Genomic DNA, 18,797 nt, shown 5'->3' with positions numbered 1-18,797 from the left:
CTCTTATACTAATTCGTTTATGTATTCTTTTTGTTCCCGCAGAAAGCTGCTAATGATTTTTGTGAGTTTTTTTGTTTCGATCAAAAAGCCATCGTGGCCATAGGTCGATTCAATCTCTTGATAATGGGCATTGGGAACATGTTGCGCGATGAATTGTTGCTCTTGTGGCGGAAACAACAAATCTGTATTAACGCTCAGGACTAAAGTTGGACAATCAATGCTCGCCAAAGCAGATTCAATAGATCGTCTTCCCCGACCTAAATTGTGACTGTCCATTGCTTTGGTCAGGAAATAATAGCTGTACGCATTATAGCATTTCACCAATTTTTCACCCTGATAGTTCTGATAGGAGGATGCTTTATAATGATCGAGTTTTTCGTTATCATCTTCCTTTTGCGTGTTGGCATACGTTGTATAGTTGCGGTAAGACAACAGTGCCATAGCGCGTGCAACTTTCAATCCTTTAGCTCCACCATCAGGGTGATTGGCGTAAAAGGTTCGATCAGTTGTAATGGCCAGACGTTGACTTTCATTGAATGCAATACCCCATGGTGAGTGGACGGCATTTGTTCCAACCACGATGAGATGGTTGATGGCTATACTGTGCGATACGGCCCATTCCAATGCTTGTTGACCGCCTAATGACCCCCCGATAAGGATCTCTATTTGTTTGATTTCCAGGTGGTCCGCAAGGACTTGATGTGCGTGAACCAAATCCCTCACTGTGAATTCGGGGAAAGATAGGTAATAGGGTTGTCCGGTTGCTGGGTTTACAGATAGCGGATTACTGCTATTATATGCTGATCCTATGACATTGGCACAAATAATATAATAATCGTTTGCATCAAACAACTCACCTGTTCCAAAAAGACCGGACCACCAATCCAGCACATCTGCATTGGCCGTTAATGCATGGCAAACCCAGATCACATTGCTGCGATCTGCGTTGGGTTTGCCAAATGTTTCATAACTGATTTGTAAATCAGTAAGCTCTCTTCCATTTTCAAATACAAAAGGCTCCGGGTGCAGATATATATGCTTACTCATTTCACGTTTAAGTTTTAAGCCGAAAAAATCTGATTATTTAATTTTATCAAAAGCTTGTTGTAAATCAACTTTGATATCATCAATATGCTCTATTCCTACAGAAAGACGTAATAAGCCTTTGAAGACTCCGGCATTGGCTTGATCTTCATCACTCAATTGTTGATGGGTTGTAGCTGCTGGATGAATAATCAATGACTTCGTATCACCAACATTGGCTAAATGACTGATCAATTCTAAGCTGTCGATAAAGCTATTGGCCTTTTGCGCTGCGTCACCTTTAAGCTGGAAAGAAAGTACCGCGCCATAGCCATTTTTAAGGTATTTTTGTGCGTTAGCGAAGCTCGGAGAGCTTTTTAATCCCGGATAGTTTACTTTTTCTACCTGTGGATGCGCCTCAAGCCATTTTGCGACCTCTAAAGTGTTGTCTACATGGCGTTGCACCCGCAAAGACAAGGTTTCAAGTCCTTGTAATAATAAAAATGAATTGAAAGGGGAGAGTGCTGGTCCGAAATCCCGGAGCCCTTCCACACGCGCCCGAATGGCAAATTGAATATTTCCGAATGGTCCGCTTTCACCGAAAACTTCGGAAAATACTAAACCATGATAGCCTTCAGATGGTTCGGAAAATTGCGGGTATTTTCCATTGCCCCAATTGTAGTTTCCGCCGTCGACGATGACACCGCCAATGCTTGTGCCATGTCCACCGATCCATTTAGTTGCCGATTCAACAACCACATTTGCACCATACTCCAGAGGTTTAAATAAATAACCTCCGGCTCCAAAAGTATTGTCGACGATTAATGGTAAGTCATATTTTTTTGCTACGGCAGCAATTTTTTCAAAGTCGGGAATATTGAAACTTGGGTTTCCGATTGTTTCAACATAGATTGCTTTTGTTTTATCATCAATGAGCGCTTCAATTTTATCGGCTTCGGCGTCTGTTGCAAAACGAGCTTCGATGCCTAGGCGCTTAAAAGAAACTTTAAACTGGTTGAATGTACCGCCGTATAAGTTGGATCCCGCAACAAAATTGTCACCACTTTCCAAAATATTATTTAAAGCTATAAACTGTGCCGCCTGGCCGGATGCAACAGCAACAGCTGCAACTCCACCTTCCAGTGCCGCAATACGTTGTTCGAAAACATCCGTAGTAGGGTTCATAATCCGTGTATAAATATTACCGAACTGCTTTAATGCAAATAAGTTTGCGCCGTGTTCGGCATTTTCAAATACAAAAGATGTTGTTTGATATATAGGAACTGCTCTAGATCCCGTAGTAGGGTCAGCGACTTGGCCAGCGTGAACCTGAAGAGTTTCGAATTTTAAATTTTTGTTTGAAGACATAATATATCAGATTTTAAGGGTTCAAAAAGAAATTGCAAAGTAAAAAGAGAAGCATACACACCTCCTTGAAGGGTCTGTTAAATCTTTATCCAAGAAAACGGAAATGATTTTTAACAAGCATGGAAGTGCATATGCATACGCATTCGCATTCGCATCGATACAATTGTACGATGGGTTACACTTTCGCTTATCGTGCGGTTCACTTGTGTTGAACCTGAATTTTTAATGGACTTCAGTAATTTAATAATCATTGTCTTATGTCATTTATATGCTCCAAAACGATATTGTTTTGGACAGGAATTGGCACCTTTTCAAACAAATTGAAGGTTGCCAGTGGGTCATTGAGCCAGTCTCTCGCCACTTCTTTATAAATCAAGACCTACTGATGAAGGGAGGTGTTGATTAGAAATCTTCTTTCGAAGACGACACAAATATAAACTCTTTTTTTATTAAAGCAAAAGAAATGGTATTTTTTAGTTAAAGGAATTTTGAATAACATGCCGATTGGCATCGCATATCTTCCGATGAAACCGCAAAAGTAACTGTCAATCGGGTATTATGATTTCTTTAAATTGATCCGTTCTGCAGTTTGATTTAAATCTGTTAGGAGAGGTTTAAGCGCATCGATTCTACTATGGATATCATAGGCGAGGTGGCGATTCGTCTTTTTGTTTAACGATAGCGAGAGGCCCACCAAATGGGAATTGACCTGATATGCGAGTGCCTGAAAATGGTGAATATGTGACCAATCCATCCATTTGTGCTCGGGTTCTTTTTTCATTTGATTAATGGCGTCTGAAAACAGGGCCATGGCGGTCTGCGCCTTTTTACGAGCCAGTCGTATATCAAACGAACTTTGTCTTTCGTCCGACAGACGGTTATTGATGATCTGGAAATAATGCGCGTTGTAAAGGGATACCTCTTTTGCCAGCTGAACCATGCCTGTGCTCTGGCGTACAGGTATCAAGAAATAACCCGCTATAGCCAAGAATGCTCCAATCAGTGTGAAAAGTATTCGGCTGCCTAAAATGAGATTGATGTTGCCTTCGAACAGATTGAGTGCAATCACAATTCCCAAGGTAATGAAGATGACACTGACCATATAGTTAGATCGGTTGAACAAAAAGAATCCAAAAAGACCCAATGCAGCTATGGTTAGGAGTGCTGGAAGAAAATGAATAGAAATTAAGCAGAACACACCAACTATAATACCCGAGAATGTACCGACAATACGTTCTATATTACGGGTTTTTGTCATTGAAAATGCTGGCCTGGCAACAATAGCGATCGTCAGTAAGATCCAATAGGTATATTTAAAATCCAAAAATAAAATACCGATCAATGCACCTGTTCCAAAAAGAAGAGCCATCCGAACCGCAAATCGAAAAAGCGGATTATTCAGATGGAGTTTACTTTTTAGATCAGCGAGATTACGTAATGGTCGACTGATAAATTGTTGGTACTCGCTGGTGTCAATCTTATCCTGAATTTCCTGATTTTGATAAAAAGCGACCTGGATTCTGTTGAGTACATCAATAATTGCTTCGATGTTGCTTATGATCGAACATAATATACCTTTTGCTGGATCGGCCTGTTGTTCTTGAATTTCTTTTAAATCCCGTAAGAGGGCATTAATTTTAAAGTTATTATGGTATAATTGATGTGCATACCGGAACCTCTTGTTGGGTTGTGAAAAGCTATCGATTTCTAACGCTAATAATTTGATTGTGTGACGAATTAAGGGGAGGCTGCCCGTGTCTGCAAGATTTTTGCGAATTGCATCGTAGTCATGATCAAGCGCAATAATTAACTCATGGAGGTCAATTAATCCATAAACCTGACTGAGCCAATAATTGCTTTTATGCCACTGTTGGCTTATGATTTTTTTTTCTCGAAACAGAAGAGACCTGATTTGTTCCTGCTGTTCGCTGATCTGGCCATGAATTTTTCCTACGCGACTGTACGTAATATTCAAAGGAATATCGGGATCGTAAGACTGTGATCGTATCAATAGAAATTGGGACAATCCATGAAAGCCATTAGCCATGGCATGTTTTAAAGAGCGATAAGGTTGTATATAGGCTTGTAAAAGGCTAAAAAAGTAATATATTATGGACCCTGTTGTAATCTGTAAGCTAACCGCAAAGGGGTGTTGTGGGGCCATTCCGATCACAAAACTCATGAGAATCAATGTCATGTTTCCAATTGCAGCATAGCGGGCTCCAAAAATGCCGTATAAGGTGCATATAAAACCGGCTGACGCTAGCACGATAACCAAGGGCCAATGATAGGGAAATACAATAGCTGTAAACAATGATGCAATAAAGAAGGTGGGAATACATACCAGAGCTGAAGAAAGTTTATCTTTTCTGTTGCCAGGAGGATCGGTGAGTGTCGTTAACAACGATCCGACACCGATTCCGATAGCCGTGCTCGCTTGCGCTCCCAATAAATAGATCGCCAAACTTGGCAAAATACTGACTGCAACATTACGTAATGCGTCTCCAGCATGCTCGCCATGCATAAATCGTATTATAAGGATATAAATACGGTAGAGTCTTTTCTTCAATGATACAGTGCTCATGAATCAGTTTACTAATTTTCGATGCAAAAATACAAATATTATGCTTAATATTTTTTGTATACAATTTATTTGTTTTGAATTTTATTTGTTTTTTGAATTTTTATTTTGATTCGATGTCATTTTCCTACGATATGTTTCAGAAGATTCAAAATTATCTCGCATGATCCTATCCGCTGTAAAAGCGATCAGCGAAGGATAGGGTTTACCGATATTATTTGGTTGTCTACCGAGTGAATCGCACTACCTGTCTATTTCTGCTAGTCAACGTGTAATGAATACACGAGGTTTGTTGTCATTATTATGAAGTTGACTATCCGATCGATAGCCCAAAGAAATTACATTATGAAACCACAAAAAATTAAATTGCTCTTATTTTCTATTGTTTTATTCCTGTGTTCTAATGCCGGACCCGTTTCAGCACAGTCTGACGGGGGGAAATTACGTACTGTCGTTGTTGGGCAGGACAACAAGCCCATTGCTGCCGCAAATATTTCACTGTTTCGTAAACCCAATGATGTCTTGTTAAAAGGAACCTTATCCAACGAAAATGGAGAAATTGTGTTGTTTGCGATACCCGAGGGGAAGTACAGCTTACAGGTGTCCACGGTGGGTTATGGTACTTATCGTTCTGGGGAAATAATGCTGCGTGCGGGTGATTTCAAGGTGCTGGATACGATTCGATTACAGCTGGAAAGTAAAGTGCTGGATGAGGCGCAGGTAATTGGCAAGAAGCCATTAATTGAAAGTCACCTTGATAAAGTTGTGCTCAATGTCGAGAACAGTATTTTGGCAACCGGAAATAACGCATTGGAACTCTTGCAAAAGGTCCCGGGGGTAACTTTAGACAACAAAAAGATCAACCTACGTGGAAAAAGTAATGTGATCATCATGATTGATGGTAAGCCTACTTATCTTTCTGCAGATGAAGTGTCGCGCTTATTGGAAAATACAGCTTCAAATGCAATAGCCTCGATCGAAGTACTCACCAATCCACCTGCAAAATATGATGCGGCAGGGAATGCAGGAATTATTAATATTAAGACGAAGAGGAATACGCAATTTGGAAGTAATGTTAGTTTAAACCTCAATTTAGGGCAGGGTAAATATACAAAGGCTGATGGTGGCTTTCTCATAAACCATCGTAACAATTGGGTGAACTTATTTTCTTCCTATAACTATGCAACTGCCTTAGGCTTTAATGATTTAGATATCGATAGGGCTGTAGATACCAAAAGCGGGACGACTTTTTTCAATTCGGATTCTTATTCGAAATTCCGCTATCGAGGTCATAATTTCAAATTTGCGGCAGATTTTAACCTGGGGAAACAGGAGGTCATTGGATTTGTGGTTAATGGTAATGTAAGCAATGGTCATTCAACACGGGAGGGAAGCAATCTGATCGCTTCTCAAAAAGGAAAGCTTGATTCGGTAGTATTAGGAAGTAATTTGTCAGATTTTAAATACCATTACCTCACTTATAATCTGAATTACAAAAAGACATTTGATACCTTAGGGACTGAATTGACGTTTAATGGGGATTATTCATATTCGAAAAATAATGACAATAGCACTGTTGGAAACCATTTTTTGGACGCAAACTGGGAAGAATTTAAATCACCGCATATTTTCCGGAATGATATGCTTTCTAAGGCAAAAATATTAGTTTTTAAAACCGATTTTGTGCATCCTTTTAATAAAACGACGAAACTCGAGGCGGGGTTAAAATATAGCCGCGTAAAAACAGATAATAATTTGTTGTACGAAGATCAGGATCAGCAAGGCGAGTTTGTGCAAAATAATGGTCAAAGTAATCATTTTTTGTACAATGAAAATATAGCAGCAGCTTATTTCAGTTTAAATAAATCGTTCGGAAAGTTTTCGGTACAAACTGGACTGCGTGTTGAAAATACGAGCTCCCTAGGAAACTCAGTGACGCTTGGGCAACAAACAAAACGTACCTATACCGATTTTTTTCCATCAATATTTGTACAGCAACAAATTAATGATAATCACAAGCTTGGTGCGAGTTATAGCAGACGTATTGACCGCCCTGATTATGGGTCATTGAATCCCTTTGTGTATTATTTGGATCAATACACGTATCAGTATGGCAACCCTTATTTAAATCCACAATATACCAATTCGTATGAAGTAAATTATACCTTTAAAGATCGCTATTTACTGAGTTTGGGCTACAAGAGGACCAACGATGCAATCACTCAGGTGATAGAAAGTAATTCAGAGACCAAAGCTATTGCACAGACCGATCGAAATCTGGCTTATTTTGATTATTACAACATGAATGTCAATATACCCGTTAAGCTTTTTAAATGGTGGAGTATTTCTAACAATGCCAGCGCTTTTTATAATAAGTTTAGTTTTGATGAACACTCCGGAGCACAACGCCAATTGGAAAAGTTATCGTTCCAGGTAAGTTCCAATCATGATATCCGAATTGGGGAAACAACAAACCTGGAGCTGACGGGCAATTATTTCTCGCCAGCAGTATATGGCGTATTTAGTTTTCAGTCTTACTATGGCATTGATCTAGGTGCAGGTAAAACATTTCTTGACAAAAAATTGAATGTCAAGTTGGGTATAAATGATGTCTTGAATACAAGAGGCCAGCGCAGATTGTCGAGTTATCAGGAAAATGGATACTATCGTATACGAAATGCATATGATAGTCGGGTTATCCGATTGTCTGTTTCTTATCGTTTTGGTAATATGAATATTAAGTCAGCCAATAAAAAGGGAGGGAATAATGACGAAGATAATCGATTAAAAAAATAGGAGCTATTGTTGTGAGAGGAGATAAGGAGCAAGAGATGACGAACGTTCCCCTAAAACAAAAAGAGCCAGCAATATCGCCGGCTCTTTTTGTTTTATTGGGAAGTTATCTTAACTTAAAAATAAGATCTCTCTCAATTTTGGAAGAGGCCATTTTTTGTCATCAACAATTTTCTCCAATTTGTTGACATGATAACGGATCACATCGAAATATGGTTTAACTAATTCATCGTAAGCGATTGATCTCTCACGTACATCATCAATTTGGTTTGCTTTTTTACGTTCTTGACGCATTGCTTCAGCTTGCTCCAAGATGGTATTTACGTGTGTTGAAATACGTTCTACAAAGTTCAATTGAGAGCTGAATGCTGCTTGTGCCAGACCCAGGTCTTTTAATCCTTTGACGTTTTCAATCAATTCATTTTGATAAATGAAACATGCCGGGGCGATTTGGTTGTTAACCATCTCTTCGATGACACGCGCCTCAATTTGTAATTTTTTATAGAAGTTTTCAAGCAAAATTTCGTGGCGAGCTTCTGATTCACGTTTGGTATAAATACCTAGTGATTCAAACAGGGCTAAAGATTCTTCTTTTACATAAACATCTAATGCTTTAGGTGTCGATTTGATGTTAGAAAGACCACGTGCTTCGGCCTCTTTTTCCCATTCTTCGCTGTATCCATTGCCTTCAAAGCGGATAGCTTTTGAATCTTTGATGTATTTGCGGACAACATTTAAGATCGCAAGATCTTTTTTCGTGCCTTTTTTGATTTGTTTATCTACTTCTGTTTTGAACTCGATCAATTGCGCTGCAACGATCGCATTCAACACGGTCATCGGTAAAGCGGAGTTTGCAGAAGAACCAACAGCGCGGAATTCAAACTTGTTACCTGTAAAGGCAAATGGTGAAGTACGGTTCCGGTCTGTATTGTCCAGTTTTAATTCAGGAACTTTAGGAATACCATGCCATAAGTTTGCCTCTGCTTTTACTTTTTTAGCAACACGAGCAGATTCAACTTCTTCCAAAAGCTCATCCAATTGAGAGCCTAAGAAAATTGAAATAATTGCTGGTGGAGCCTCATTTGCACCCAGACGGTGATCGTTGCTTGCACTAGCGATAGAAGCGCGCATCAAATCAGCGTATTCATAAACAGCTTTGATGGTATTGACGAAGAAAGTCAAGAACATCAAATTGTTTTTAGGTGTTTTTCCAGGAGATAATAAATTTACACCAGTATTTGTGATTAAAGACCAGTTGTTGTGTTTACCAGATCCGTTGACACCAGAGTATGGTTTTTCATGCAACAATACTTTGAAGTTGTGTCTTAAAGCAACTTGTTCCATGACATTCATCAACAATTGGTTGTGATCGATGGCCAAGTTGATTTCTTCGTACATTGGAGCACATTCAAATTGAGAAGGTGCAACTTCGTTGTGACGAGTCTTTAAAGGAATACCTAATTTTAGCGCTTCGTTTTCCAAGTCCACCATGTACGCTAATACGCGCTCTGGAATCGCACCAAAATAGTGGTCTTCCAATTGTTGGCCTTTGGCCGACATGTGGCCAAATAACGTACGGCCCGTTAACTGAAGATCTGGACGAGCATTATATAAGGAAAGGTCAACCAAGAAATACTCTTGTTCAATACCTAGAGAAGCGTTTACTTTAGTGACCGATTTGTCAAAATATTGAGCAACATCCGTTGCCGCTTTATCTACTGCGTTGATGGCTTTCAATAAAGGAGCTTTATAGTCTAATGATTCACCCGTATAGGAAACAAAAACTGTTGGAATACATAATGTTTTACCAGCACCTGTTTCGTAAATGAATGCAGGAGAAGATGGATCCCAAGCTGTATATCCTCTAGCTTCGAATGTATTACGGATACCACCATTTGGGAAAGAAGATGCATCGGGCTCTTGTTGAACTAATGCGTCAGCAGTAAATTTTTCAATGGCTTCACCGTTTTCGTCTGGCTCAAAAAAAGCATCATGTTTTTCAGCAGTCGAACCCGTTAAAGGTTGAAACCAGTGTGTGTAGTGAGAAACGCCGTGGTTAAGTGCCCAAGTTTTCATGGCCTGTGAAATGTGTTCAGCCAAATCTCTTGAAATAATCTGTCCCTCTTCAATGGATGCAACTAACTCCTTGTATGAATTTTTAGGAAGGTAGTCTTTCATTTTGTTTACGGAAAAAACATTCTTTCCGTAAATGTCAGTTGCTTTTTTAGTTTCAACTTTTTCAAATGAAGCAATTTGGCGTGAGCCTGCTGCTTCTACTGCTTTGAATCTTAGGTTCGACATTTGTATTTTGTAGTTAAATTACAGTTTGTTGATTTTGTTTTTCAAAAATATTGTGTTTTTATTGAAAACTGAAATTTTTTTTGATGTTTTTTGTGAAATAATTCAAAAATTATGGTTTTTGGCTAATAAAAAAGGTGTGATTTATATAAATCACACCTTTTTTATTGTTTTGTGTTATAATTCGAATCCCCAGTCTATTCCTTTTTCGGTAGCAGGTACTCCTTTCTTCATCCAAGCAGGAGCGGGGGCACCTTTTAGGAAATGATCGAAGAATTGCTGTTCGCGAATTTGTATATCCTTACGGTTTTGTCGAAGTATGAGGTTATGTTCATCACCATTATAATTCAGCATCCATACAGGTTTGTTTAATCGGCGTAACGCAGTAAACATTTCAATACCTTGATACCATGGCACGGCCCCGTCGTTGTCATTAGCCATAATGACAACAGGAGTTTTAACTTTATCCAAATGGAATAAAGGTGAATTTTCGATATATAGTTCTGGAGCTTCCCACAGGGTTTTTCCGATGCGGCTTTGTGTATGTTCGTATTGGAACTGGCGGGACATACCACTTTGCCAGCGTATTCCGCCATAGGCAGATGTCATGTTGACGACAGGAGCACCAGTCCATGCTGCAGCGTACATATTGGTCCGCGTAATGAGGTGAGCAACTTGATAACCGCCCCAACTTTGGCCCTGTATTCCCATCTTTGTGCTATCAACCCATGCATTCTGAGCGAGGTATCTCATCCCAGAATTGATGTATTCTTCAGCTGATTTACCCGGATGACCTGTTTTGTAGCTTATATTTGGCGCAAATACCAGGTACTCGTTACTTACAAAATAGGGGATGTTCAAACGCGATGGCGTAGGAGCAGGGGGTTGATACGTATATAATCCATCTGAAAGCTTTTCATAGAAGTAAGCTATAATGGGATATTTTTTTGCAGGATCAAAATTTTCTGGTTTATAAAGAATTCCCTCAGCCTGATTTCCTTCGGGCGTTGTCCAATGGACTAACTCCGCTGTCCCCCAGTTGTAATTAGCCTGTTGCTGATTAATATTGGATAGTTGTAATTCGTCTTTGAACTTTATGGTATTGGTGTAGATATTAGGCGAATTCATATAATCCTCTTTACTGTACAGTATCGTTTGTTGATCCGCTGAAGAGCTGATATTCCTGAACGTTTTTGCCTCCACCAAAAGACTTTTAGGATCGTTATGCTGCCCCTTGAACTGGTAGAAACCAGATTCTTTGGTTTTATTGTCAAAGGAAGTTAGAAAACCACCCTTTTTATAGTCGAGTGTTGTGGCTTGTTCGCGGTCCTCTTCTCTTTTTAGCGGTAAGTAGCGGAAAGTTGTCTGCGATGCAGCTCCATAGCCGTTGGTCAAGATGGATTTGTTGGAACCGTCCAAGTTAAAATACCAGATATCATACCTCGAATTGACGTAAATCCCTTTAAAGTCCGGACTCCATGCTGCCATGCCATATCCTTGCGCGGCAGTAGGCATATCATTTTCCTCGTCGGCAAAGGACGCTGGTATACCGTCATTTAGCACCGTCTTTTTCTTTGAACTAACCTGATAGGAATTCCAGGAACCTTTATCTTGGTCGAAATATACGATGTATTTTGCGTCAGGACTTAAGATTGCATTTCCTGAAAAGTTTGAAAGGATTAACTCTTTATTTCCTGTTTTTGTTGAAACCAGATAAATGTCGTCTCGTGTACTGCCTTCCCATTGACTTGCGATGCGCTTGCCAAAATCAGTGCGTGCTAAGATATACTCTTCATTTCCGTCCGGTGTAAGTGCGGTGGAGTTAAATGTTTGGTCCGTAAGGGGAATAATGTTGCGATTATATTTGGGGTAAGTAACCGCTAAGAAATTTCTTGCAAGATCTTTCTTTAAATTGACCAACTGCATGGGCTGTAAATAGTCGTCTTGCCAGTTCCAAACGTCCACTTTAGCATGCTCAAAATCAACCAAAGTGGTGTCTCTGACACGTGGTATTGGTGCTATGCCGAAAAATAGCTTCTCCCCATTTTTGCTGAAACGGATATCGCCATCCCCACTAACGGCCCAGTCTTTAGGTATACCATTGCTTGTTTTTGTTGCGAGGTATTGGGCTGTATCTATACCATTGGCATAATAATATAGATTGTAATTTTTTAGTAATGCCTTTTCATTGGAGAGATCCCCCAGGTAAGCGAGCTGATTACCTGATTCATCAAATTTGAAATTTTTATAATTACCTTTTCCATTTGATATCTTTTTAAGCTTTTTAGTTGCTATTTCGTAAAGGTAGACTCCAGATTCTTTTGATAGGCTATCTTTTGAATCTGTTTTTTTTGAAAAAACGATTTTTGATCCATTTTTATTCCATTCGTATTGATCTACAGATGAGAATTGCACCGAATCACCAGAATTTAGATCATATAAAGCAAGCGTTGCCACTGTTTTTTTCTTTTTATCGCTGCCTTTCTTTGCTTGTGTGGCATCAGTAGCCGTTTTTGAATCAGGTTTTTCATTTATTTCCTTGTCGAAAAGAAAAGAGACGAAATTGTTGTTTTGATCAGCAATTTTATAGGATTTTACCTGCGCAAATTTGACAAGGGATGACGTTGTTACATTGTAGATTGCCAATGAATCTTTTGGGAGATCTTCGGCTTTCTTCTTTTTGATCTTGGCTTCGCGGGTTAAGGCAAATGGCGCTTTGACCAAACTTAACAGATGATTTTCGGTATCTGTTAGTTTTCCATTATACCCACGGGGAATTTGAATGATTTCTTTGTTCTCTTTGGTTTTGAGAAAAAGCTGATTGTCGCCTTCTTGTGGAACGACCTGGAATAGGATAAATTTTCCCGATTTACTGATATAGGGTGATGATACGCTTTGCCAACTATCATATACCGTATGATCCAATGGTTTCTTTTGCGCATGGGCAGCGAATGCAGCCAGAAAACAAAATGGAATACAGATACTTTTCTTATTCATATTTTTAAACCTTTTTGTCGCAATTTATTCATAAAAAATAAATAAACATCGATTTTTTGGTATATTCATTGTTACGTAAACATAAAAAACTGGTTATGAAATCATCATCCGCTGTTATTATTTCGATTATAATGGGCGTTGTGCTCTTGCTCGGCACCTGGATATTGGGTACAGCTTATCGCTATAAGTTTAAATCGACGCAGACAATCACTGTTAATGGTAATGCCAAAAAAGATTTTGAATCCGATTTAGTCAAATGGAGTGCTACTTTTAGCCGAAAGAATTATGAATTGAGTGCTGCTTCAGCACAATTGGCTACCGATAGAGATTTGGTGCGGGACTTTTTAGTACAACAGGGGGTTAAGGCTGACGAGATCCGTTTCGAGGCTGTTAATATTGCCAAAGACTTTGAATATCATACCGATGGAAAAGGCAATGGTTATAATACTTTTTCCGGTTATACCTTATCGCAGGCCGTCAGTGTCGAATCAAAAGACTTAAATAAAGTTGACAATGCTTCAAGAGAAATATCGACATTAATTTCCAAGGGGATAGAACTTAGCTCCAGTACCCCTAACTATTATTACTCCAAGCTAGAGGATCTAAAGCTGGAACTTATTTCACAGGCTTCAAAAAATGCACATCAACGTGCAGAGAATATCGCAAAGGAATCGAATGCCGGATTGGGTAATCTGGTAAAGGCCGATCTGGGAATTTTTCAGATAACGGGACAAAACGACAACGAAGAATACTCTTCAGGTGGTGCATTTAATACAGCATCAAGAAAAAAAACAGCTAATATCACAGTTAAAGCAAGTTTTTTGAGTAACTAATGAAAAATTATTTGACTGAATCTCAGTCCTATATTGGTTTTGATTGAAAATTTATTCAAAAAGTTTTCTCCTTTTCAATAAAAAACCTACTTTTGCATCATCCCAAACGGATATGCCCGGATGGCGGAATTGGTAGACGCGCTGGTCTCAAACACCAGTGGGAAACCGTGCCGGTTCGACTCCGGCTCCGGGTACTGAAAGCCTCTTTGCGATACGTAAAGAGGCTTTTTTTATACACCTATGTTTTTCTGACCTGATGATTTCGACAATACCCCGATAATAACTTATCAAGATAGACAATATAACGGATATATCCTAATACCAACGTATACCTAATACCAGTTTTTAAGCAGTTTTTAGACAATGATTAGTCATTACTTATTCAGTTGTCACTGAGCAAGCACTGAACGAGCACTGAACAAGCACTGAACAAGCAGTGTCTAAAGAGCTAATCTGATCGCTCTTTGATCCGAATTTGCTACAATAGCTATAGCTTGTTCTTTGGTGTTTCTTCGCTTATTATAGGGACTTTCATTAGACCTTCCTGAGTATTCGTTCGCTATTTCTCTGGTGTTTCCTTGGTGTTTCCTTGGTATTTCTTTGGTCTTTCTTTGGTGTTTCTCTGGTCTTTCTTTGGTATTTCTTTGGTATTTCTTTGGTCTTTCTTTGGTGTTTCTCTGGTCTTTCTTTGGTGTTTTAACGATAAAATGCCAATAAAAGAGCAATAAAAGAGCAAAGAAACGGTAACGTAGGTGTAATCCTCAACCAGACTTGTAGATAAGAAAGATAAATTGCCTACCGTTGAATTGGCAGTAAGACGGGCTTTTTTTTATAAACTTTCTTTAATCTGAATTTTCTTGTTTAAATTGGAAATACCAAATATAAACTTGGATGAAAACAGTTTTTTTATCGCTGGCACTGTTGTGTTTTTTCATGACGCAGGGACAAGTGGGGTTTGTCTTAAACGGGAAAAAGAATGTCAAAATTCCTTTTCTTTTTGTTCATAACCTAGTCATTATACCTGTGCAAGTAAACGGGTATATGATGAACTTCCTGTTGGATACAGGTGTTAAAGAAACCATGATATTTGGGGAAACATTAAAGTCAATTGATAGCGCTGTTTTTGTTAATAAGTTTCAGGGCTTGGGTCGGGAAGAGGGTTTGGATGGCTATTTATCCGTCAGCAATCACGTGAATATTGCAGGCGTATATGAAGATTTGGATCAACCGATCTATATTCTTCAAAATGCTCATATTGATATTTCTACCCGGATAGGCGTGGAAGTGAATGGAATTATGGGTAGTCGTTTTTTTGAAAACCAAATGATCGAAATGGATTTTCAAAAACATCGCATCACCTTATATCCAAGGGCGAACAAGCCTAAGGGGCTTGAGAAGATGCAGCGTTTGCCCTTGGATATTTTAAACAGTCGCCCCTATACTTCGGTTGCTTTTAAACAGGGCGATGTGGCTATTGATGGTCGTGTATTGATCGACATGGGAAATAGCGATGCCTTAATGCTTATTCCTTCCAAGCTAAATAATTTTGATATTAAGCCTCCATTTATTGATGACTACATAGGGCAAGGATTTAACGGTGAGATTTATGGAAAAAGAAATCGAATCCGATCGCTCGAACTTGGGCCGTTTACAATGGATTATCCCCTCGTAGCCTATCCCGAATTGAGTTCGTTACAGCATGCAACATTTGTGAGCGAAAGGGTAGGTTCCATTGGAAATGAGTTGTTACGCCGATTTAAGGTCGTATTCGATTACCCCAACAAATCCATATACCTTCATAAGAATAAAGATTTTGATCGCTTTTATTATTTGAATATGAGTGGCTTAGAAATTATCCACGATGGCATTAAATACGAAAAAGAAGAAATACCCGTGGTTCTGCAAAAAGATGGCGGTACAGAGGTAAGAATGGGCAACAGCGTGCAGTATCGCTTTGTACTACGGAATATGTACAAAATTGCGACGGTTCGTGATGGTTCGCCTGCGGCAATCGCAGGACTAATGCCGGGAGATAAGGTTATAAGGATCAATGGTAGACCTGCATCTTCATTTTCCCTGGAGTCGATCCACAATCTTTTTAAATCAGAAGAGGGAAAGGAAATGCGTTTCCGCGTAACCAGAGGCGGGAATACACGCGACTTTAAATTTGTGCTAAAGGATCCACTTCCATTTAACCCGAATTAAATTTTTGCAAATATGAAAAGTTTAAATAAAACTTATTTATCTTTGCTGTCAATAATAGTATTTTAACAATTAAACACGAAGAGATATGTTGGTCGCCAAGATTATAACACCGCAAGCTTTTAAGGCAAATGGATTTGCTGAAAGCAATCTTCGTGCTTTTTGTCATAGTTAAGACATTCTTCAAAATTGGAGCACATCGTGTTTGTTCAATCCGCTGGAATAAATAATCGGATCGCTTCACTTCTTTTGGAAAACCAATTAATACAGATGAAAAAGCCGAAGTTCATTCGGGCTTTTTATTTTTCCTGATTTTCGTTTCTATTCATACAACTTAGACACTTTAGGGGCATATGGCTTTCTGAAAAGGTGTTTATAATCCGCTCTTTCGCACGAATCAACTGTGCATAATGAAGAGCATTTGTTTAATAGATTCGTTATCTCTAAAAGAATATTCCCGAAATTTTTTCAAAAATGCTGCCGATTTCTACGATGGAATTGGTGGCTAATTATGTATGTTTTTTACAAAAAATGGGAAGTAAATTATCTGGAAAAGATCTAATAAAAATAGGTTTTCCACAAAATAATATAGTTAACACAGCTTTGGGACTGATCACAAGGTATCGAAAGAAAGAAAATAAAGAAACCATTCTTCTTGAACTTGCTGAGCTTTTAGAAGCTCCAGAGCGATTTATGAAGCATAAAATATGGGGAAAGCTTTCTGAAGGACTGGTGCAGCCCATAGAAATACGTGTCCGGGAGCTGAGCGCGCATGGAGCTCCATTTAACATATTTGGTGCAAATGAAATTGATGAGCAGGCGAAAAGACAATTGTACGATGCATTGCAATTGCCTATTTCAAGGCAAGGTGCATTGATGCCAGATGCACATACAGGTTATGGGCTTCCCATCGGTGGGGTGCTGGCTACAGAAAATGCCGTTATACCCTATGGTGTCGGGGTGGATATCGGTTGCCGGATGAGCCTGTCGATATTCGATTTACCTGGCAGTTATTTTAAAGGACGAGAATTTCAACTAAGAAATATATTGAAGGAAAATACCAAATTTGGTTTAACCGACACGCATCGTGAGAAGTCTGATCACATCATTTTCAGTAGGACGGAATTTCAGGAAATCCCGCTGTTAAAATCCCTGTTGGGGAAAGCTTATAGGCAATTCGGGACTTCTGGCAGCGGAAATCATTTTGTCGAAATGGGCATTGTTGAGCTTCATACCGTGCGGAACGAATGGGGGATGGATCCAGGGCAGTATTTGGGGATTTTATCCCATAGTGGTTCTCGCGGCCTGGGAGCACATATCGCTAAACATTATACGAGTCTGGCTGCCCAACTGTGTCCATTACCTCGTCATGTGCAGCATTTGGCCTGGTTGGATTTATCAACCCAAGAAGGACAAGAATATTGGATGGCAATGAATTTGGCAGGGGACTATGCTCAGGCCTGTCATACGGATATCCACCGACGTTTGGCTAAAGCACTTGGATGTAACCCCGTGGTAACGATCGAAAATCATCATAATTTCGCATGGAAGGAATTCGTGAATGGTGAGGAATGTATCGTTCATCGGAAGGGAGCAACTCCTGCTGGAAAGGGTGTGTTGGGGGTGATTCCCGGCTCGATGACAGCACCGGGGTTCATTGTGGAAGGGAGGGGAAACCCCTTAAGTTTACAGTCGGCATCCCATGGAGCGGGGCGGGTCATGTCGAGATCTGCCTGCAAAAATAATTTAACAAAAAGCGCCATGTTGAAAGAGCTGGAAGCATGTGGTGTGGAGTTGATCGGGGGCGCATTGGATGAGTCGCCACGTGCTTATAAAGATATTCATCGGGTGATGAAATTGCAGGAGGAACTGGTGAATGTTCTCGGAACGTTTAGTCCGAAGATTGTGCGTATGGACAAATAAAGGTGATGGAAGAAAGGTATCTACAGATTTCTTCGGGACGAGGTCCTAAGGAATGTAATATGGCTGTCCGGTTAGTATTCGATAGACTCGCTGTTGAATGCCGTAAAGTTGGCGTAGAAGTCACGGAAATAGAAAGAGAAGACGTTGATGGACTTCCTTGTTCGTTAATCGTCAGATTGAGCGGAAGAGATATGGAACAATTGATTGATCATTGGATTGGCACAATCTGTTGGGTGTGTAAAAGCCCTTTTCGTCCTTTACACAAACGGAAGAATTGGTTTGTCGACGTTAAAATGTACGATCCTGAGGAAAAGGAAAAACTGTTGAATTTGAAAGATGTATATTTCCAAACAATGCGGAGTAGCGGCGCAGGTGGGCAGCATGTCAATAAAGTAAGTTCTGGCGTCAGAGCTACGCATGCACCGACAGGGGTAAGTGTTCAGGTGATGGATACGAGATCCCAATTGCAGAATAAGGAGATTGCAATGCTGCGCCTGGCTGCACGTCTTCGGGATTTAGGGCAGGCCACATTAAACGCGGCCAAAGCACAAAAATGGAAAAATCAAATCGAGGTGTCACGGGGACAGGCAAAACGCGTCTTTCATGGACAAAAATTTATTGAAAAGTAAGTTATTTTTACTGTTTTACTGAAGCGAAAACCCTTGCTAGTATTTTGGCAAGGGTTTGTTTTTTAGCGTTAATTTTTTTATTTGAAAAATGCTCGCGGTTTATTTGTGGAAGGTCAATGATTTAAATTTAGCTGTGTTAGACTTGTAATA

At 39.6% G+C, this 18,797-nt stretch carries 10 protein-coding genes, 1 tRNA gene and 1 riboswitch; of the genes, 6 read left to right on the top strand and 5 right to left on the bottom strand.

The genetic code is table 11. The features are described 5' to 3' along the window. Positions 1-3 precede the first annotated feature (3 nt). The 3 genes from B3297_RS18300 to B3297_RS18290 all read right to left on the bottom strand — a co-directional run bounded on the left by B3297_RS18300 (position 4) and on the right by B3297_RS18290 (position 4,975). Positions 4-1,047 carry a homoserine O-acetyltransferase family protein gene (locus B3297_RS18300; protein ID WP_070565364.1) on the bottom strand — a complete coding sequence of 348 codons (1,044 nt, stop codon included), beginning with the start codon at positions 1,045-1,047 and terminating at the stop codon, positions 4-6. Between the two features lie 33 nt (positions 1,048-1,080). Then, the gene (locus tag B3297_RS18295; RefSeq protein ID WP_070565362.1) at positions 1,081-2,391 is read right to left on the bottom strand and encodes an O-acetylhomoserine aminocarboxypropyltransferase/cysteine synthase family protein; all 1,311 of its coding nucleotides are present in this window, start codon (positions 2,389-2,391) and stop codon (positions 1,081-1,083) included. A gap of 261 nt (positions 2,392-2,652) precedes the next feature. Then, a riboswitch (SAM riboswitch) is annotated at positions 2,653-2,765 on the bottom strand. A gap of 182 nt (positions 2,766-2,947) precedes the next feature. Further along, the gene (locus tag B3297_RS18290; protein WP_070565360.1) at positions 2,948-4,975 is read right to left on the bottom strand and encodes an FUSC family protein; all 2,028 of its coding nucleotides are present in this window, start codon (positions 4,973-4,975) and stop codon (positions 2,948-2,950) included. A 342-nt stretch (positions 4,976-5,317) separates the two neighbouring features. Here B3297_RS18290 and B3297_RS18285 point away from each other — a divergent pair, with 342 nt between their 5' ends. Beyond that, entirely contained in the window at positions 5,318-7,768 is a 2,451-nt protein-coding gene (locus tag B3297_RS18285) for a TonB-dependent receptor domain-containing protein (protein WP_175441982.1), read from the top strand. A 108-nt stretch (positions 7,769-7,876) separates the two neighbouring features. Here the strand turns inward: B3297_RS18285 and B3297_RS18280 are convergent, their stop codons facing one another. Then, a complete protein-coding gene (locus B3297_RS18280) occupies positions 7,877-10,066 on the bottom strand; it encodes a glutamine synthetase III (protein ID WP_070565356.1) in 2,190 nt (729 codons plus the stop codon). A gap of 174 nt (positions 10,067-10,240) precedes the next feature. Further along, positions 10,241-13,060: a S9 family peptidase gene (locus B3297_RS18275; protein WP_070565354.1), complete on the bottom strand. Its 2,820-nt coding sequence runs from the start codon at positions 13,058-13,060 to the stop codon at positions 10,241-10,243. 95 nt (positions 13,061-13,155) lie between these two features. On the opposite strand from B3297_RS18275, the gene B3297_RS18270 reads away from it, so the two are divergent. From B3297_RS18270 to prfH, 5 genes are all read left to right on the top strand, one after another. Further along, the gene (locus B3297_RS18270) at positions 13,156-13,893 is read left to right on the top strand and encodes an SIMPL domain-containing protein (protein ID WP_046674621.1); all 738 of its coding nucleotides are present in this window, start codon (positions 13,156-13,158) and stop codon (positions 13,891-13,893) included. 114 nt (positions 13,894-14,007) lie between these two features. Next, positions 14,008-14,087 (top strand) — tRNA-Leu (locus B3297_RS18265). Between the two features lie 697 nt (positions 14,088-14,784). Further along, the gene (locus B3297_RS18260) at positions 14,785-16,098 is read left to right on the top strand and encodes a PDZ domain-containing protein (RefSeq protein WP_083295902.1); all 1,314 of its coding nucleotides are present in this window, start codon (positions 14,785-14,787) and stop codon (positions 16,096-16,098) included. Positions 16,099-16,626: 528 nt separating this feature from the next. After that, complete coding sequence (locus B3297_RS18255; protein WP_070565669.1) at positions 16,627-18,018, top strand: RtcB family protein; 1,392 nt, start codon at positions 16,627-16,629, stop codon at positions 18,016-18,018. A gap of 5 nt (positions 18,019-18,023) precedes the next feature. After that, the gene (gene prfH / locus B3297_RS18250; protein ID WP_070565350.1) at positions 18,024-18,647 is read left to right on the top strand and encodes a peptide chain release factor H; all 624 of its coding nucleotides are present in this window, start codon (positions 18,024-18,026) and stop codon (positions 18,645-18,647) included. The last annotated feature ends 150 nt before the right edge of the window (positions 18,648-18,797 follow it).

This window comes from Sphingobacterium sp. UBA3519, assembly GCF_002377215.1.
GTDB lineage: Bacteria > Bacteroidota > Bacteroidia > Sphingobacteriales > Sphingobacteriaceae > Sphingobacterium > Sphingobacterium multivorum.
Note: the sequence above shows the minus strand (reverse complement) of the source record. Positions and strands in the feature narration are given on the sequence as shown.